The sequence below is a fragment of the Streptomyces sp. NRRL F-525 genome (assembly GCF_000716605.1).
In the GTDB taxonomy this organism is placed as follows: domain Bacteria; phylum Actinomycetota; class Actinomycetes; order Streptomycetales; family Streptomycetaceae; genus Streptomyces.
Genome location: NZ_JNXE01000025.1, coordinates 134,076 through 150,729 on the forward strand (window position 1 = coordinate 134,076; position 16,654 = coordinate 150,729).

Sequence of the window (16,654 nt, forward strand, 5' to 3'; positions counted from 1 at the left end):
CTACAACCCCAGCCACACGGTCGTGTCAGGCGCCAACCGTCCCAACTGCCCGTCCCCCGCCGCCGGTTCGCTGCTCAGCAGCACCTCCCCCGGCGGCAGGGCGACCGGCACGTCCGACAGGTTGGTGACACACCGCCAGCCGTCGGAGCGCGCGAAGTGCAGCACCCCGGGCGGACTGTCCGGGGCCCAGGCCAGCTCCTCCCCGGCGAGCAGCTTGCGGCGCAGGCGGAGCGCGGTGCGGTAGAGCTCCAGCGTCGAGCCCTCGGTCCCGTCCTGTGCCTCGACGGCGTACGACGCGAAGCTCGCCGGCTGCGGCAGCCACGCGGGCCCCGCCCCGAAGCCGTACGACGGACCGGTCGACGTCCAGGGGATCGGTACCCGGCAGCCGTCGCGGCCCTTGTGGGTGTGGCCCTGCTGTTCCCAGATCGGGTCCTGGAGGACCTCGACGGGCAGGTCGGCGACCTCGGGCAGACCGAGTTCCTCACCCTGGTAGACGTACGACGAACCGGGCAGCGCCAGCATCAGCAACGTCGCGGCGCGGGCCCGGCGCAGACCCGCCGCCGTGTCGACCGGTGGTGTGTGGCCGTTCGACAGGAGCCAGGTGTTCGGGTCCGTGCCCGGGGGCAGCATCAAGCGCGAGGCGTGTCGTACGACGTCGTGGTTGGAGAGGACCCAGGTCGCCGAGGCGCCCGCCGCGCGGGCCGTCGCGAGCGAACCGGTGATCACCTCACGCAGCTCCTCCGCGTCCCAACCAGCCTCCAGGTACTCGAAGTTGAAGGCCTGGCCGAGTTCGTCCGGGCGGGCGTACAGGGCGCGGCGGGCGGCCGGTACCCAGGCCTCGGCGACCGCCATGCGGGGCGGGGTGTAGGTGTCGAGGACCGTACGCCGCCAGTCGCGGTAGATCGCGTGGACCGCGTCGCGGTCGTAGTAGGGGTGGCTGCCGGGCGGGATCGAGTCGAGGACGTCCTCGGAGTTCGCCGCGATGGGGCCCACGTCACGGAGCGGTTCGGCGAGGTCCTTGGCCAGGGCGTGGGCCACGTCGACGCGGAAGCCGTCGACGCCCCGGTCCGACCAGAAGCGGAGCGTGGTGCGGAAGTCCTCGCGGACCTCCTCGTTGTCCCAGTTCAGGTCTGGCTGTTCGGGAGTGAAGAGGTGCAAGTACCACTGTCCGTCGGGGAGTTGCCGCCACGCGCTGCCGCCGAAGACCGACGGCCAGTCGGTGGGCGGGAGTTGACCGTCCTCGCCGCGTCCGTCCCGGAAGACGTAACGGTCGCGGGCCGCGGAACCGGGCGCGGCGGCGAGCGCCTCCTGGAACCAACTGTGCAGCCGGGACGTGTGGTTGGGCACGATGTCGACCATGACCTTCACGCCGAGCCGGTGCGCCTCGGCGACCATCGCGTCGAAGTCGTCGAGCGTGCCCAGGCGCGGGTCCACGTCACGGTAGTCGGCGACGTCGTAGCCGCCGTCGGCGAGTTCGGACGGGTAGAACGGGCTGAGCCAGAGCGCGTCGACGCCGAGCGCGGCGAGATGACCGAGGCGCTGGGTGATGCCCTGGAGGTCCCCGAGTCCGTCACCGTCTGCATCGGCGAAACTGCGCGGATAGACCTGGTAGACGACGGCTTGACGCCACCAGTCCGGGTCACGGGAGGACAGGTCGGTCACGTGGTCTCCTTATGAATTCCCGCTGCGCTGACGGAAGTTGACAGTCAACTTCCGGTAGACCCACGATGTGCACACGCTGTGGCGCATGTGACCAATGGGCCCGGTGTTTCCTTCGCTGCTCAGCTCCTCCACTCCTTGTCAGGCCAAGATGGGATAAGTATGTCCATAGCGAGTCGTGTCACTGTGCGTCGCCTGTTGGGGACGGGCGCCGCCTCCCTCGCCCTCGCCGCGGCCTCCGTCGGCGCCGCCTCCGGCGCCTATGCCCACGGCGGTGGCGGTGACGGCTGGGAGTCCGGTGGCCACTACCGGCCCGGCTCCGGCGCCGGCACGGTCACCGAGACCGAGGGCTGCCAGTTCTCGCTGAACGGCACGGACTTCTTCCCCTCCGTCAAGGTCGACGACCAGAACCTGAAGCCCACCGACGACGGCAAGATCCACATCAAGGTCCGCACCGCCGGTGACGCGTCCACCTGCACCGCCTCGCTCGCCTCGTACATCGCCCACGGCCCGACCTTCGCCACCTCCGGCCAGCAGGTCTTCGTCGACTTCGACACGGTGACCGTGAAGAAGGGCCAGACCGACTCGCTCGACATCGCGGTGCCGGACGAGGGCTGCTTCGCGCAGATCGACCTCTACCGCGGCGCGGTCAAGTTCGACGGCAACCCCGCCGCCGGCGACGGCCTCGTCCACGGCGACCTGCCCAAGGGCCCCGACCACACGGTCATCAAGGACAAGCTGATCGCGGCCTGGAACGGCGGCACGAAGGACTGCACGACCACCGAGTCCCCGTCCCCGACCCCGTCCACCCCCGCGTCGGTCCCGCCCTCGGCCCCGGAGTCCACCCCGCCCGCCTCGGACTCCTCGACCCCGACCCCGAGCGCGTCCGAGTCGACCCCGGAGTCCGCCACCCCGACCCCGTCCGACTCCGAGTCGAGCACTCCTCCGGCGGCGCCCTCACCCAACGGCGGCGGTGGCGGCGACCTCGCGGAGACCGGCGGCGGCAGCAACACCGGCGCGATCGTCGGCGGCGCGGCGGCACTCCTCGCGGGCGGCGCGGCGATCGTGGTCGCCACGCGTCGTCGGCGGGCTTCGCACTCGTAGCCTCCGCTCGACAGGCGGTAGTTGAGGCGCCGGGCAGGGACAAGTTCCCGGCCCGGCGTCTGCCGTCCTACCGCTCTACGCCTCGACCGTCTCCAGCCACAGCTTCACGTACCGCTCCACATCCACGTCCAACCCCACGTCCACCAGGGCCTGTTCACGCGCGCCGTCATGGATCTCGGACTCGCCGTGACGCGCGCGCCGGTCGACGATCGTCTGTCCTCGGCCCGGCCCCGGGGCGAGGGAGACCTCGACGGGGAGGAGCCGGGTGGTGAGACCGCCCGGGTCGGCGACCGCGCAGACCGCGCCCGCGTCGCCGAGGCCGCCGGTGGGGGTGGGGTCGCCGGACGCGGCCGGGTCACGGTGGGCGAGCAGGTCACCGGCGAGCTTCAGCCGGGGCTCCGAACTCTCCCGCAGCCGCCGCACATCGGCGGCCGGAACCTGCACCCGCTCGAAGACGTCCAGCCCGTACATCGTGATCGGCACCCCGGCGGTGAGCAGGATCGCGGCCGCCTCCGGGTCGTGCCACACGTTGAACTCCGCGACCGGCGTGGCGTTCCCGACCGCCACCGCGCCGCCCATGAACACGATCCGCTCGATGTTGTCGGTGACCTCCGGGAACGTACGCAGCAACAGCGCGATGTTCGTCAGCGGCGCGGTCGGGATGAGGGTGACCGGGCGGGGGGAGGCCAGGATCTCGCGGCGCAGCAGGGTCACCGCGTCCACGTCGACCGGAGTACGCGTGGAGTCGGGCAGCCCCATGTCCCCCATGCCGTCCTGCCCGTGGACGTGCGCGGCCGAACGCGCCGGTTCGATCAGCGGCCGGGCCGCACCGCGCGCCACCGGGATGTCACCGGCGCCCGCGTGGTCCAGGACGATCAGCGTGTTCCGTACGACCTGGTCGACATCGGTGTTCCCGGCGACGCAGGTGACCGCGCGCAGGTCGAGGCCCGGGTGGCGGACGGCGAAGAGCAGCGCCAGGGCGTCGTCGACCCCCGTGTCGCAGTCGATGATCACGGGGATGGGCTGACCGGTCACGTCAGGCTCCTCTCGGGAACGGTTCGGCGGATCAAGGCGGATCAGGGGAATCGGGGTGGGTCGGGTTCGATCGGGGTGGATCGGGGTGGATCAAGGCCGTTCAAGGGTGACCTTACGCATCCGCCCACAGCGCGGTGCCGCGCGCCTCGACCCGGGCGCCGATGTGGTGCAGGAGCTCGGCGGGCGCCAGCGGCTCGATCCGCCGCCCGTCCCGCAGTCGTACGGCGACCAGGTCGTCGGCGGCTTCGCGTTCGCCGATCACTGCTTGGTACGGGACGAGGCGTGCGGCTCGGACACGGGCACCGAGGCTGCCCTGGTCGGGGGCGGCCAACTCGGCGCGCAGGCCGAGTAGTTCGGCTTGGCGGAGGAGGTCGTACGCCGGTCCCGCCTGCGCGTCCGACACCGGCAGCACGACCAGCTGCACGGGCGCCAGCCACGCCGGAAACGCCCCGCCGTGCTCCTCCAGCAGGTGCGCCACGGCCCGTTCCACGCTTCCGATGACGCTGCGATGGACCATCACCGGGCGGTGTTTCGCGCCGTCGGGGCCGATGTAGTGCAGGTCGAAGCGTTCGGGCTGGTGGAAGTCGATCTGGACGGTGGAGAGGGTGGCCTCGCGGCCTGCCGGGTCGGCGATCTGGACGTCGATCTTCGGGCCGTAGAAGGCGGCTTCGCCCTCGGCGGACTCGTAGGGGATGCCGGAGTCGTCGAGGACCTCGCGGAGCAGGGCGGTGGCCCGCTGCCAAAGGGCCGGATCCGCAACGTACTTGCCGCCTTCCCCCGGCAGCGAGAGGCGGATGCGGGAGGCGCGGATGCCGAGGTCGGCGTAGGCGCGGGTGATGAGGGCGAGGGCGGCTCGGGCCTCGTCCGCGGCCTGGTCCAGGGTGCAGAAGATGTGGGCGTCGTTGAGCTGGATGGCGCGGACGCGGGTCAGGCCGCCGAGGACGCCGGAGAGTTCGGAGCGGTACATGGCGCCCAACTCGGCGATGCGGAGGGGTAGTTCGCGGTAGCTGTGGGCGCGGGAACGGTAGATGAGGGCGTGGTGCGGGCAGAGGCTGGGCCGCAGTACGACCTCTTCCGCGCCCAGTTTCATCGGCGGGAACATGTCGTCGCTGTAGTGCGACCAGTGCCCGGAGATCTCGTACAGCTCGCGCTTGCCGAGGACGGGCGAGTACACGTGCCGGTAGCCTTCGGCGCGCTCCAACTCCCTTACGTACTCCTCCAGTTCGTGCCGTACGGTCGCGCCGTCGGGGAGCCAGTACGGGAGGCCCGCGCCCATCAGGGGGTCGGTGTCGAAGAGGTCGAGTTCGCGGCCGAGGCGGCGGTGGTCGTACATGGCGGGGCTCCTCGCTGCAGGGGGTGGGGCGAGGAATCCGGCGACGACAAAGCCCCGGGGCACTCGCCCCGGGGCTTCGACTTGAGTCAGCAGTCAGCGCGCCGGGACAGGGTCCGGCGTCGTCGTCCAGGAGGACGGGAACGGCTTGGCGCGCTTCATGGGGCGGACCGTAGCAGTCGTACGACGGTGTCCGCGACGGAATTAATCAGCCGCGACCGATCAGCCGAGCTGCTTGAGGAGTTCGTCGGCGACGGGGGCGGAGGACGCCGGGTTCTGGCCGGTGACGAGGTTGCCGTCGACCACGACGTACGGGGCCCAGGGCTCGCCCTCCTGGAAGTCGGCGCCGAGTTCCACGAGGCGGTCCTGGAGCAGCCACTTCACCTTTTCGGCGAGGCCGCCCTGGGTCTCCTCGGCGTTGGTGAACCCGGTGAGGCGGCGGCCGGCGAAGGCGTTCGTACCGTCGTCCTTGGTCGCCGTGAGGAGGGCGGCCGAGCCGTGGCAGACGACGCCGAGGGGTTTGCCGGAGGCGAGGGTCTGGGTGAGGAGGTGGCCGGAGTCCGCGTCGACGGCGAGGTCTTCCATCGGGCCGTGGCCGCCGGGGTAGTAGACGGCGGCGTAGTCGGCGAGGTCGGTCTCGGTGAGCTTGACGGGGTGCTGGAACTCGGGGGCCGAGGTGAGGATGCCCGCGACTCGGTCGGCGTTCTCCTGGCCGCCGTTGAAGTCGGGGGCGAGGCTGCCGCGGTCTACCGGCGGTACGACGCCGCCGGGCGTGGCGACGACGATCTCGTGGCCGGCCGCCTTGAACGCCTCGTACGGGGTGACGACCTCCTCGGCCCAATATCCGGTGGGGTGGGGGGTGCCGTCGGCGAGGGTGAGGTGGTCGGCGGCGGTCAGCACGAAGAGGATCTTCGACATGGGGGGCTCCGGGGGTGGCGTGGGATCGGTGAGGTGCCTTCGACAGTAGGCGGGGTGGGGAGGGTCGGCCAATGAGGGTTCGAATGGGTGCGGCCCGGTGGGGGCTGGGCGCGCAGTTCCCCGCGCCCCTAGGGGGGTGACGCTTGGGGCGACTTGAACGTCAGGCCCTCCTGCGGATTTCGGGTGCGGGCCGGTGGGGGCTGGGCGCGCAGTTCCCCGCGCCCCTAGGGGGTTGGCGCTTGGGGCGACTTGAGCGTCAGGCCCTCCTGCGGATTTCGGGTGCGGCCTGGTGGGGGCTAGGCGCGCAGTTCCTCGCGCCCCTGGGGGTAGGCGCTTGAGTTGGTCTAAGGGTTGACGCCCTGCTTTTAAGGGGCGCGGGGAACTGCGCGACCAGCCCCCACCGGGCCCGCACCCGACCCACGACCGGAGCACCGGTACTCACCCGGACGGCCCGGCGCGCTGGTGAGCGGGCGCGGGCGGTGGTGCCGTTGGGGGAACGCATCCCGTGCCCCAGGAGGGACCCCCGATGACCCGTACCCCGGCCCGTGTCCTCCTCGCCGCGATACTCGCCGCGGGCACCCCGCTGACCGTGGCCGGCTGTGCGAACGAGGCCATCCTGCACGAGGTGACGACCGCGCCCTCCCCGTCGGCCGTGCGGACGACCCCCGCCGCCCATGCCTCCCCGGCCGCCGCCCCCGTCCTCACCCCCGCCCAGGCCCAGTCCGCCCTGATCACGGACGCGGACCTCGGCGCCCCCTGGACCCCGACCCAGGGCACGGCGACCTGGCGGGACTCCCTCCTCAAGGCGAAGACGGCCGTGCCCGACTGCCAGCGCCTCCTGGACGCCCTCTACGCCGACGAACTCCTCGGCACCCCCGCCACCACCCAGGCGGTGACCACCCTGGACGACACCGACGACGAGGCCCAACTCCGTTACCAGGTGGCCGCGTTCGCCCCCAAGGACGTGAACCGCACCCTGGACTGGCTCCGCACCCTCCCCCAGAAGTGCGCGAACTTCACGGCGACGACCACCCGCTCCGGCACCCAGACCGTGACGGTCACCGAGGCCACCCTCCCCAACGTCGGCGACGCCCGCGAAGGCCTCCACCTCACCCTCACCGGCACCACCCCCGAGGGCGACCAGTCCACCCTCACCCTCGACACCGCCGCCGTCCGCATCGGCGACGACACCATCACCGTCACGAACGGCGGCCTGGGGAACGTCCCCGTGGACGCGACGCAGCGGACGCTGGAGACCGGGGCGCAGCGACTCACGGATGTGCAGAAGCAGGGGCGCGTGCAGATCTAGGAACCGGAGCTGTGTCAGTGCTCTGCGGCAAGATGACCGCCGTGGACACCGAGATACTCATAGACGTCTGGCAGCGGCTCCTCGCCGACCCCCGCAAGTCGTGGGTGCTGTTCGAGCACGGCACGTGTGTCGTGCTGCCCGCCCCGGAAGGGGAGCTCGCCGAACAGGCCACCGAGCTCCTGAAGAAGTTCGGCCCGGTGCACGCCGGATCCTCGGCCGGGGACTTCGGACTGATCGACCTCGAAGACGTCGAGGGATGGGTCGTGACCGGCCACCACAACGACGTCCTCACCTACGTCGGTCCCGACGAGCCCGGCGATCAGTCGGAGATCGCCGTCGGACTGCTCGGACGTGCCAAGCGCCATCGGGACGGCACCGAACTCCACATCATCCACATCGAGGACAAGCGAGCCTCCTGAACCGGGCCGGCGTCACCGCTTGTCGTACGGATCCGCCGGTTCCTTCACCTGCTTGACGACCGTCGCCTTGAGGATCGGCGGCCAGGCGGCGTCCGTGCCGAGCTTGCCCTTCGGGATCCACGTGCCCGTGGCCGTGACCCAACTGTCCGTCTGCGGTGCGCCGTCCACTTCGTCGCCCCGGATCTCGACCTTGCTGATCGTCGCGTCGGCCGCGCAGCAGGTGACGAGGAGGCGGGTGAGGTACCAGGTGCCGTTGGAGCCGTGGGTGACGAAGCCGGTCAGGCGGAGGGTGCGGCCCTTGAGGGAGTGGCCGGTGTCGTAGATCGCGCGGGAGCTGTACTGGGCGACCGAGATGTCCAGCACCTTTCCGGCCGGGAGGGCGGGGAACGTGCCCACGCCCTGCGCCGCACGCTGTGCCTCCTCGCGTGACGCGCTGTATGAGCCCAGTGCGGGGGGTGGGAACAGCAGGAGCGCCAGGGCGGGGAGCGTCAGCAGCCAGGCGATGCGGGGGCCGCCGTGGGAGTGCGCGTGGGAGTGGTCGTGGGCGTGCTCCTCCCCCTCCCCCTCCTCTTCCTCGGCCTCCTCCTCGTGCTCCCTCTGCCGCATTCCCCTCACCGCCGCTGCCAGACCCAGCAGGATCAGCAGCACCCCGGACACCACCAGGTACGGCCTCAACGCCGGCTGCACATACCGGAGATACAGCTCGCTGAAGAGGGAGATGCGTAGGACCGCTCCGCCCATCAGCAGCAGCAGGACCGCCGAGCCGTAGCGCCTCACAACAACCACCAACCCACCAGCGTGCTGCTGGCCACCGCGACCAGCCACGTCGTCGAGGAGAAACGGAAGGCGAAGGCGCGGCCGAACGTGCCTGCCTGGAGGGCGATCAGCTTCAGGTCGACCATCGGGCCCACCACCATGAACGCCAGTTTCGCCGCCGGGGAGAAGCCGCTCAGCGAGGCCGCCACGAACGCGTCCGCCTCGCTGCATACGCACAACACCACTGCCAGCAGGGCCAGTAGCAGGAGCGACAGCCAGGACGAACCCGTGAAGATGTCCAGGATCGAGCGCGGTACGGCGATGTTGAAGGTGGCCGCCGCTGCCGCGCCCAGGACCAGGAAGCCGCCGGCGTGGAGGAAGTCGTGCTGCAGACCTGCCACGAAGGCCTTCACGCCCGTCGGGGAGGGGGAGGAGGAGGTCGTCTGCGCGCGCTTGGGGAGGCGTAGCCATTCCTCCTTGCCGAATCTCGCCCACAGCCAGCCCATCACCACCGCCGTCGCCAGCGACGCGACCAGGCGGGCCAGCACCATCTTCGGCTGGTTCGGGAACGCGATCGATGTGGCTACCAGGACGACCGGGTTGATCGCCGGGGCCGAGAGCAGGAACGCGAGCGCCGCCGCCGGAGCCACGCCCCGTCTCATCAGGCTGCTCGCCACCGGTACCGATGCGCATTCACAGCCGGGGAGTACCGCCCCGGCCGCGCCCGCGATCGGGACCGCCAGGGCCTGGTTGCGCGGGAGGAGGCGGGTGAACACCCGCTCAGGGACGAACGCTCCGATCGCCGCCGACACCACCGTGCCCAGCAGCAGGAACGGGACGCCCTGGACGGCGACCGCCGTGAAGACCGTCCACCAGGCCGCTACGGCGGGGGTGTAGAGGTCGATCGCGACCATCGGGCCGAGGACCGAGACGACCGTCGCGATCGCGATCAGCGCCGCGCCGCCGAGGACCGCGTAGACCATGGCGCGTACGGCCAGGCGCAGGCCGTCGACCACGGTCCGTTCGTTCTGCACCCGCACGCGCCTGTCTCATCCCGTTTCACACCACTACGGCTACGACTCGTCCGTCGCACGGTAACCGTCGGCGCTGTGCGGTATCCCCGATTTGTCAAAGAGGAGGCTGTGCGGGGGCCGGGCCCAGGGTCGTCGTGCCGGGGGCGGTGCGGTGGCCGAGGCCGGTGCGGTAGGCGTCGAGGGCCGCCTCCACCCGGCCGGTGCGGCGGAGCAGGTCGCCGAGCATGCGGCACAGGTCGGCCAGGTCGCCGGCGGCGCCCGCGCGTTCCAGCAGGCTGAGGGCGCGGACGTAGTGCTCCTCGGCCGCGTCCGTGTCCCGGGAGTCCTCGGCGATGATGCCGAGGAGGCGGTGGGCGGCGGCGGAGTGCAGGGCGCCGCGTTCGGAGCTGAGGTCGCTGAGGACGTCGTGGAGGAGGGCGGCGGCCTCGTCGGACTTGCCGCGTTTGTGGAGTACGTCGGCCAGCTCTACGGCGACCTGACTGCTGTACAGCGCCGCGCGCTTCGCCGTCAGCATCGCCAGCGCCTGTCTCAACTCGACCTCGGCGCGCTCCAGTTCGCCGTCCTGGGCGTAGACGTAGCCGCGCATCCAGTGGCAGTTGGCGAGTTCGGTACGGAACTGGAGCTGGCGGTACAGATCGGCCGCCTTGGCGAGGGAGGCGTCCGCTTCCGCGACCTTGCCCTCCGCTATCAGCGTCCGCGCCACCGACCTGTGCATGCGCGCGAGCAGCGCCGGGTCCGCCACCTGCGGCGCGAGTGCCAGCGCCAACTCCGCCGCCTGGGCCGCCCTCGCGTGCGCGCCCATGTCCATGTACGGGCCTATCGCGCTCGCGTAGAGCAGCAGCAGGGCGTCGGGGTCGTGCAGGCCGCCCCTGTTCAGCTCGTCGAGCGTCGACTCCAACAGGTAGACGGCGTAACGGAGTTCACCGGTGAGGTAGTGGGCGACCGCTCGGCCCCGGATCGCCGGGACGCGGGACGGGAGCGGTTCGTCGGCCAGGCGTTGCTCGGCGCGCTCGAAGTACTCGCGGGCGGCGGTCAAGTCGCCGGTGTCCAGGCCGCATTCGCCGAGTCCCAGCAGCGCCACCGCCTCCTCGTCCGCCAGCCCGAGCGACACCGCTTCCTCCAGGAGGTCGGCGTACTGCTCGGTGGCCTCCTCCGACTCCCCTGTCGCCAGGGTGCGTTGGGCCTCGGTGAGGCGCAGGCGGAGCTCGGTGGCGAGGTGGGCGGGGCGGCCGGTCGCCAACTCCTCGTAGGCGACGCCGAGTCGCTCGGCGAGGTGGCGCAACGCATCGTCGGAGGGGCGGACCCGGCCGGCCTCAAGCGTGGAGATGTACGCGGGCGTGTAGGCGGGCTCGGCCAACTGCCGCTGGGTGAGCCCGCGTTCGTGCCGCAACTGCTGGACCCTGCGCCCGATGACTTCCGGGTCGTCCCGTCTCACCATGCGGTTAATGATGCCAGTAAGCCGAGTTACAGACTGGCTGGTAACTCAGTTACATCGAGAGTGAGTTGATGAAGTCCTCGAAGTGGGCGCGGTTGATGGTGACAACGGCTCCGCCGGGGTTCTTGGAGTCACGGATCGCGACGCAGGGGGCACCGGCGGCGACCTCGACACAATCGCCGCCGTTGCTTCCGCTGAAGGACGACTTACGCCACGCGACCGTGCCGAGGGGGGCGCACTCCACACACTCGCCGCCGTTAGTGCTGCTGTAGCTCGACTTCCGCCACGTCTGTCGGCCGGTCCCCATAACGTTCCTCCATCACGCGCGCGATCAGGTTGGCCGAGTCCTCCACCGAGAGGGCGCAGGCCTGCAAGCGAGCATAGCCAACCGAACGCTCCTTGATGACGTCTGGGTTGGCGGTCATGTGCCCCTGGTCATAGCCCTCGGAGTAGTGGATGTCGGGGTCGTCGTCGAAGCGCAGAAGGGTGAAGGAACCCAACAACCCGGTGTGCACGCCGACAGAGAACGGGATCACCTGAATGTTCACCCAGGGGTTGTAGCGAAAGCTCACCAGGCGGGCCAGTTGCTTGCGCATGACCTCACGGCCGCCGACCTCGCGGTACAGCACGGCCTCGTCGAGGACGACCCACACGGCGGGCGGCTGCTCCTTGTCCAGGATGCGTTGCCGTTCCATGCGCGCCGCGACCAACTCCTCGACGCGGTCCGGCGCTTCGACGGCCACCAGCGCGCCCGCGTACTCCGGCGTCTGGAGAAGGCCGTAGATCACCTGGCACTGATACGTGGAGATGTACGCGGCCTTGCCCTCCATCTCCGCGAACGCCTGGAACCAGTTGGGGAGTTGGCTCCGCAGGACCATGCCGATCATGCGGGTGAAGGACCCGTCCGTCATGAACGCGGCGTCGAGGCGTTCGGCGAAGTTCCGGGTCGGGACCTTCTGCGCCGTCTCGATCTGTCCGATGAGCGAGCCGGTGCAGAAGAGGATCTTGCCGAGGCCCTCCAGCGTGAGACCCGCCGCCTCCCTCAAACGACGGCATTCATAACCGAAGTAGTCCAACGGGGATGCGCTCGGGTCGAGTTGGCGAACGTGGACCATGCGACAGTCACCTCCGAGTAGTTACCGGCCTGTCGCCGAGAGTAACTACTTGACCCCGCCCAGGTGATGAGAATCACGAACTCTCCATAACGTCCGTAACGTACGGTGGAGAAATGTCCCCTTTGGCCAAGATCAGCGACTCGTACGCGCCGCGCTTCGCGGAGTTCGCGTTCGAGCCCGCCTTCGTGGCCGCCGTAGATCAGCACGTGGCTGAACTGCGTGAACGGCTCGCGGCCGGGGGCCCGGATCTGACGCCCCCGCCCCCGGACCACGCCGACCTCACGGACTACGCGCTCGGCTTCCTGGACGCGCTCGCGGAGCTGGACTGGCGGGAGCCGGTCGGCCACGACTACGCGGTGTGCAGGCTGACCGCCATCAGCTGGCTGGTGCACCGGCACGGACTGCTCCCCGAGCAGCGCCACGGTGACTGAAAAAGGGTTTCCGGTGACTCAACTCGCCCTGAAGCCCTTCCCGTTGCGCACCCGGACCCTCTAAGTTAGGCACGCATTAAGCGTGTTTAATTCGTCGCTGTCACTGTCGTTGCGAGGTAGGTATGTCCGCGCGTTACGTCAGAGGATTCTGCGCCGCCGTCATCGCCGTCGCCGCCCTGATCGGAGCGGCCGCGGCAAGCCCGGCCAAGGCGGCGGACCGCCCGCCGGTGTCTCACTCGGGCGGAAGCATCATGTCCTTGCGCGAGTAGAGCGGCAGCCCGCTCGTGTCGAGCTTCCAGGTGCCCAGGTCGGTAGCCACGGCGACCGTGCTGCCGTAGGGCAGGTGCAGCCGGTTCTCGTACGCCGGGCGCCCCTCGCGCCCACCGATCTGCCACTGGTACGTCCACGTGCCGTCGCGCGGGTCGACGATCAGGTAGCGGGGGATGCCCATGGCCGGGTAGTCGTGGCCCTTGGCGTCGTAGTCGGTGCCGGCGGTCGACGGGGAGACGATCTCGATGGCCAGCAAGGGCACGGCCCCGCCGTTGGTGACGACGAGGTCGGGAACGCGCAGCTTGCCGAGGACGTCATCACCGATGTCGGCGGCCTCCAGGACACCGACACCGTCCGGAACCTGCGAGGCGAGTTGATCACGTAGATCCGCGGTCGTGATCTGGTGCCGACGGCAGGGGCTCATCGTCATGAGGAACGCTCCGCCGCTGATCTCCGGGTGCGTGACACCCGGCGGCGGCGTGTAGTGCTCGCGCAGCTCACGCAGCCGCTGGTAAAAAGCCTGCTCGGTCATACCGCCGTCTCCTTCCGGGCAGTACGACCGAGCGTAGCCGTCCCGTCACATGTCCGACGACCCCGGCAGGTCCGTCCGCTCCCGCACCGGCTGGTTCGTCATCGCGTCCTGGCGGCCCGACTGGTAGGCCGTGAGGCTGCCCTTCGCGTTGGTGGTCTCGCGTTCCGCCGCCATCAGCATGCGTTCCATGCGCTGGCGCATCGGGGTGATCATGCCGCCGCCGACGCCGACGATCAGGATGCCGGCGGCGGTCGCGAGGGCCGCGTAGAGGACCGGCTGGGTGACCGAGGTGGCGATGCCCGCCTGGCCGAGGGCCGCGATCACGCCGAGCGCCATGATGCAGGCCCAGACGATGGTCGCGAGCATCTTGCCGTACGACATGGAGGAGAGGGCGCTGCCCACGATGCCGCGGACCGCGTTGGCGATGGCCATCGCGACGACCACGAGGACGACCGCGACGATGCCGCGCGGGAGCCAGGCGACGATGCCGTTGATCATCGTGCTGACCGGGTTGGAGCCGAAGACGCCGAGCGCGAGCTGGAGGGTGATCAGCATCAGCGCGTAGTAGACGATCTTGCAGACGATGCCGGTCATGTCGTACTTGGAGTCCCGCAAGTACCGTTCCGTACCGGCCCGTTCGGAGAGTTTCTCCGAGCCGACCTTGCGCAGCACCCGGTCCAGGACGCGGGCGATCATCTTCGACACGAACCAGCCGATGGCCAGGATGACCAGGAAGCCGACGAGCTTCGGCACGAACTGCGCGACCTTCGACCAGGCGTCGTTCAGCCCCTGGGTGAAGTTGATGGCGAGGGTGGCTTCGGGAACAGCCATGGGCGGCACTTCCTTCGGTGGGTCCTAGTGGGTACTACCGGCCCCCTTGTTTCTTCGTTCCTCATCAGTGGAGCAGCGCCGTGCGGACGTGGCCGCGTGAGCTGGGCCGTACGGGTGAACAGCGCCCCGGCCCGCCGTCCTCAGCAGATACGGCGGTACGGCGCGTCCGGTACGTAGGTGCGCCACTGCGCCCTGGTCAGCTCCGCGTTGCCGGTGCGCGCGCAGATCCGTGCCAGGGCCCGGGCGGGGTCCACGACGTAGCGCTGGAGCGGGACGTGGGCGCTGCCGGCGTAGACCGTGGTGCCGTCGGGGCTGAAGGCGAGGGATGTGATCGCCTCGCCCGGGGTCGTCAACGGGGCGCTGCTGAGCGGCTGTTGGGTGGCCACGTCCCAGAGTTGCAGGCTGCCGCCGTCGCCGCCGACCGCGAGGGTACGGCCGTCGGGGCTGAAGGCTACGGCCGAGACGCCTTCCGGGGCGGTGCCGAAGAGGGAGGTGCCGAGGGTGGGGGTGCCGATCGCGGCGGGGAAGACGTTGCGCAGGATGCCGTCGCGGTGGCGCAGTTCTCCGTCCCACAGGTCGACCCGGCCCGTCTGGTCGCCGACCGCCAGCGTGGAGCCGTCGGGGCTGAAGGCGAGCGCGCCGATCTCGCCGCCCTGCACGAGGTCGTGCCCGCTGGAACGGCCCGAGGGCGACCGGGCCACCCTGCCCTCGCCGACCAGCACCCGGCCGTCCGGGCGGACGGCGAGGTGGCTGCCGGTGACACCGGTGAGGACCGCCGTCCTGCGTCCGCGCGCGAAGTCCCAGGTCTCGTCGGCGAGTTCACCGATGGCGGGGGTCCGGACGGCGTAGAGGGCGTGACCGCCGTCCGGCCCGAGCGTGACCGCGAGGACCGCTCCGCCGGGCAGGTCGAGCGTGGCCAGGGGCCGCCGGTGCGTCACGTCCCACACCCGGAACGGCTGCGCCACCGCGGTGCGGCCCGGCGCCGAGACGCCGTACGCGAACCGGGTGCCGTCCGGGCCGAAGGCCATCAGGGGGAGGGTGTCGGCGGGGACGGTCGGGAGGGCGGGGTCGGCGGAGACGGGGACGGGGACGGGCGGGAAGGTGTGGCGGAGGCGGCCGGTCGAGGTGTCGTAGAGGCGGAAGAGGTAGTGGTCGCCGGTGCGGTGGGTGGTGGCGTAGGTGGTGCCGTCGGGGCTGAGGCGGACGTCGTCGAGGGCGGTGGGGCGCCAGGCGGGGGTGACCGCCTCGCCCAGGTCGAGGGTGTGGACGGTGCCGCTCTCCAGGTACCGCAGGGTGTGGCCGTCGCGGTCCCAGACGAGGCCGCCGTAGAGGTGCTGGTTGTCGAGGGCGTGGCGGAAGACGGGGGTGGTGGGGGTGGGGTTCGTGAGCCGCCAGACGCGGAGTTCGGAGCCGTCCGCTGTCGCCATGAAGGTGGCGTCCGGGCTGAAGGACGCGTACTGCACGCCGAGGTCGGGGAGGTCGGCCACCTCGCGGCCGGTCGTGGTGTTCCAGACGCGTGGTCCGGTGCGGGTGGCGGCGGCCAGGCGGTCACCGGTCAGGGTGAGGAAGGTGGAATCGGCGTCGCAGAGGACGGGGGTTTGCTGCCAAGTCCCTTTCAGCTGAGTGGAGTTGACCGTGTTCCACACGTGTACGGTGCCCGCCTCGCAGGCCGCCGCCGTACGGCCGTCCGGGCTGACGGCGGTGAGGTCCGCGCCTGGCGCCCGCGCGTCGAAGGTGATGTGGCCGTCGGTGACCGAGCGGAGGCGGAGGTGGTCGCCCTCGGTGGTGAGGAGGGTGTGGGCGTCGGCGGTGAAGTGGGGGGTGCCGGTGTCGGGCAGGGCGGGGGTGTCTGTCCAGTGCCGGGTGGTGGTGTTCCAGAGGTGGAGCGTGCCGGTGGCGTCCGTGACTTCGAGGAGGTGTCCGGAGGGGGCGGTGTCGGTGATCGTGCCGTCGGGGATGCGGCCTGATGCGGTGGCTCGGTGGGTGGTGACGTTCCAGGTGTGCCAGGTGTTGCCGGATGCGCCTAGCAGGGTGCGGCCGTTGTCGGTGAGCATTCGTCGGGGGTTGTCGCCTGGTACGGGGTCGGTGAAGGCGTCTGTCTCTGGTTGGGCGAGTGAGGCGAGGAGGGCGTGGCGGGTTTCTGGCAGGTGGTCTGTTTGCCAGGCTGCTGCGCCTAGTTGGAGGGCGGTGTGGGGGTCGGTGGTGCGGAGGGCGTCGGCTACGTCGGCTACTCGGCGGGCTGCGGTTTGAATGCGTTGGCGTTCGTTGTCGTTCCGTTCGTGGCACACCGCGATGGTTGTCAGGGTGGCTATGGCCAGGACGATGGAGAGGGAGGCGGTGAGGAGGCGGTGGCGTCTGCTTGTTCGGGTGGCTGTGCGGTGTTCGGCTGCGCGGGCGGCGAGGGCGGTGGTGAGGAAGGCGTGTTCGGGGGTGGTCAGGGGCTGTCTCTTATACACATCTGACGCTGCCGACGAAG

The 16,654-nt window shown here is 70.6% G+C and carries 16 protein-coding genes; 4 read left to right on the plus strand and 12 right to left on the minus strand.

Annotated elements, in window-relative coordinates; all coding sequences use genetic code 11:
• Window positions 1-1,662: a glycoside hydrolase family 13 protein gene (locus OO69_RS30850; protein ID WP_033284104.1), complete on the minus strand. Its 1,662-nt coding sequence runs from the start codon at window positions 1,660-1,662 to the stop codon at window positions 1-3.
• A gap of 159 nt (window positions 1,663-1,821) precedes the next feature.
• Here OO69_RS30850 and OO69_RS30855 point away from each other — a divergent pair, with 159 nt between their 5' ends.
• The gene (locus OO69_RS30855; RefSeq protein ID WP_033284105.1) at window positions 1,822-2,763 is read left to right on the plus strand and encodes an LAETG motif-containing sortase-dependent surface protein; all 942 of its coding nucleotides are present in this window, start codon (window positions 1,822-1,824) and stop codon (window positions 2,761-2,763) included.
• Between the two features lie 75 nt (window positions 2,764-2,838).
• On the opposite strand, the gene OO69_RS30860 is transcribed toward OO69_RS30855, so the two are convergent.
• From OO69_RS30860 to OO69_RS30870, 3 genes are all read right to left on the minus strand, one after another.
• On the minus strand, window positions 2,839-3,798 hold the full coding sequence (locus OO69_RS30860) for a nucleoside hydrolase (protein ID WP_033284106.1): 960 nt from the start codon (window positions 3,796-3,798) through the stop codon (window positions 2,839-2,841).
• A gap of 112 nt (window positions 3,799-3,910) precedes the next feature.
• On the minus strand, window positions 3,911-5,131 hold the full coding sequence (thrS, locus tag OO69_RS30865; RefSeq protein WP_033284107.1) for a threonine--tRNA ligase: 1,221 nt from the start codon (window positions 5,129-5,131) through the stop codon (window positions 3,911-3,913).
• A gap of 219 nt (window positions 5,132-5,350) precedes the next feature.
• Window positions 5,351-6,046 carry a type 1 glutamine amidotransferase domain-containing protein gene (locus OO69_RS30870; RefSeq protein ID WP_033284147.1) on the minus strand — a complete coding sequence of 232 codons (696 nt, stop codon included), beginning with the start codon at window positions 6,044-6,046 and terminating at the stop codon, window positions 5,351-5,353.
• 526 nt (window positions 6,047-6,572) lie between these two features.
• Here OO69_RS30870 and OO69_RS30875 point away from each other — a divergent pair.
• Both OO69_RS30875 and OO69_RS30880 read left to right on the plus strand, forming a co-directional pair.
• Window positions 6,573-7,355 carry a hypothetical protein gene (locus tag OO69_RS30875; protein ID WP_033284108.1) on the plus strand — a complete coding sequence of 261 codons (783 nt, stop codon included), beginning with the start codon at window positions 6,573-6,575 and terminating at the stop codon, window positions 7,353-7,355.
• Between the two features lie 32 nt (window positions 7,356-7,387).
• Entirely contained in the window at window positions 7,388-7,774 is a 387-nt protein-coding gene (locus tag OO69_RS30880) for a hypothetical protein (RefSeq protein ID WP_033284148.1), read from the plus strand.
• Between the two features lie 12 nt (window positions 7,775-7,786).
• Here OO69_RS30880 and OO69_RS30885 read toward each other — a convergent pair whose 3' ends face one another.
• The 5 genes from OO69_RS30885 to OO69_RS30905 form a co-directional block, all read right to left on the minus strand.
• Window positions 7,787-8,551 (minus strand): TIGR03943 family putative permease subunit, encoded by a 765-nt coding sequence (locus OO69_RS30885; RefSeq protein WP_033284109.1) that lies wholly within the window; start codon window positions 8,549-8,551, stop codon window positions 7,787-7,789.
• Window positions 8,548-9,513 carry a permease gene (locus OO69_RS30890; RefSeq protein WP_106971132.1) on the minus strand — a complete coding sequence of 322 codons (966 nt, stop codon included), beginning with the start codon at window positions 9,511-9,513 and terminating at the stop codon, window positions 8,548-8,550. Before OO69_RS30890 ends, OO69_RS30885 begins: the two co-directional genes overlap by 4 nt.
• Before the next feature lie 145 nt (window positions 9,514-9,658).
• The gene (locus OO69_RS30895) at window positions 9,659-11,002 is read right to left on the minus strand and encodes a helix-turn-helix domain-containing protein (RefSeq protein WP_033284111.1); all 1,344 of its coding nucleotides are present in this window, start codon (window positions 11,000-11,002) and stop codon (window positions 9,659-9,661) included.
• Window positions 11,003-11,051: 49 nt separating this feature from the next.
• Window positions 11,052-11,243 carry a DUF397 domain-containing protein gene (locus tag OO69_RS30900; RefSeq protein ID WP_420707918.1) on the minus strand — a complete coding sequence of 64 codons (192 nt, stop codon included), beginning with the start codon at window positions 11,241-11,243 and terminating at the stop codon, window positions 11,052-11,054.
• Between the two features lie 13 nt (window positions 11,244-11,256).
• The gene (locus tag OO69_RS30905; RefSeq protein ID WP_033284113.1) at window positions 11,257-12,114 is read right to left on the minus strand and encodes a helix-turn-helix domain-containing protein; all 858 of its coding nucleotides are present in this window, start codon (window positions 12,112-12,114) and stop codon (window positions 11,257-11,259) included.
• A 113-nt stretch (window positions 12,115-12,227) separates the two neighbouring features.
• Between OO69_RS30905 and OO69_RS30910 the strand changes: the two genes are divergently transcribed.
• Window positions 12,228-12,545, plus strand: coding sequence for a DUF6401 family natural product biosynthesis protein (locus tag OO69_RS30910; protein WP_033284114.1), 318 nt, complete (start codon window positions 12,228-12,230; stop codon window positions 12,543-12,545).
• A 232-nt stretch (window positions 12,546-12,777) separates the two neighbouring features.
• Here OO69_RS30910 and OO69_RS30915 read toward each other — a convergent pair whose 3' ends face one another.
• From OO69_RS30915 to OO69_RS30925, 3 genes are all read right to left on the minus strand, one after another.
• Window positions 12,778-13,347 carry a Uma2 family endonuclease gene (locus tag OO69_RS30915; RefSeq protein WP_033284115.1) on the minus strand — a complete coding sequence of 190 codons (570 nt, stop codon included), beginning with the start codon at window positions 13,345-13,347 and terminating at the stop codon, window positions 12,778-12,780.
• Between the two features lie 45 nt (window positions 13,348-13,392).
• Window positions 13,393-14,178: a mechanosensitive ion channel family protein gene (locus OO69_RS30920; RefSeq protein WP_033284116.1), complete on the minus strand. Its 786-nt coding sequence runs from the start codon at window positions 14,176-14,178 to the stop codon at window positions 13,393-13,395.
• Window positions 14,179-14,318: 140 nt separating this feature from the next.
• Window positions 14,319-16,654: WD40 repeat domain-containing protein (locus tag OO69_RS30925; RefSeq protein ID WP_199811065.1), on the minus strand; the 2,336-nt coding region annotated here is incomplete at its 5' end.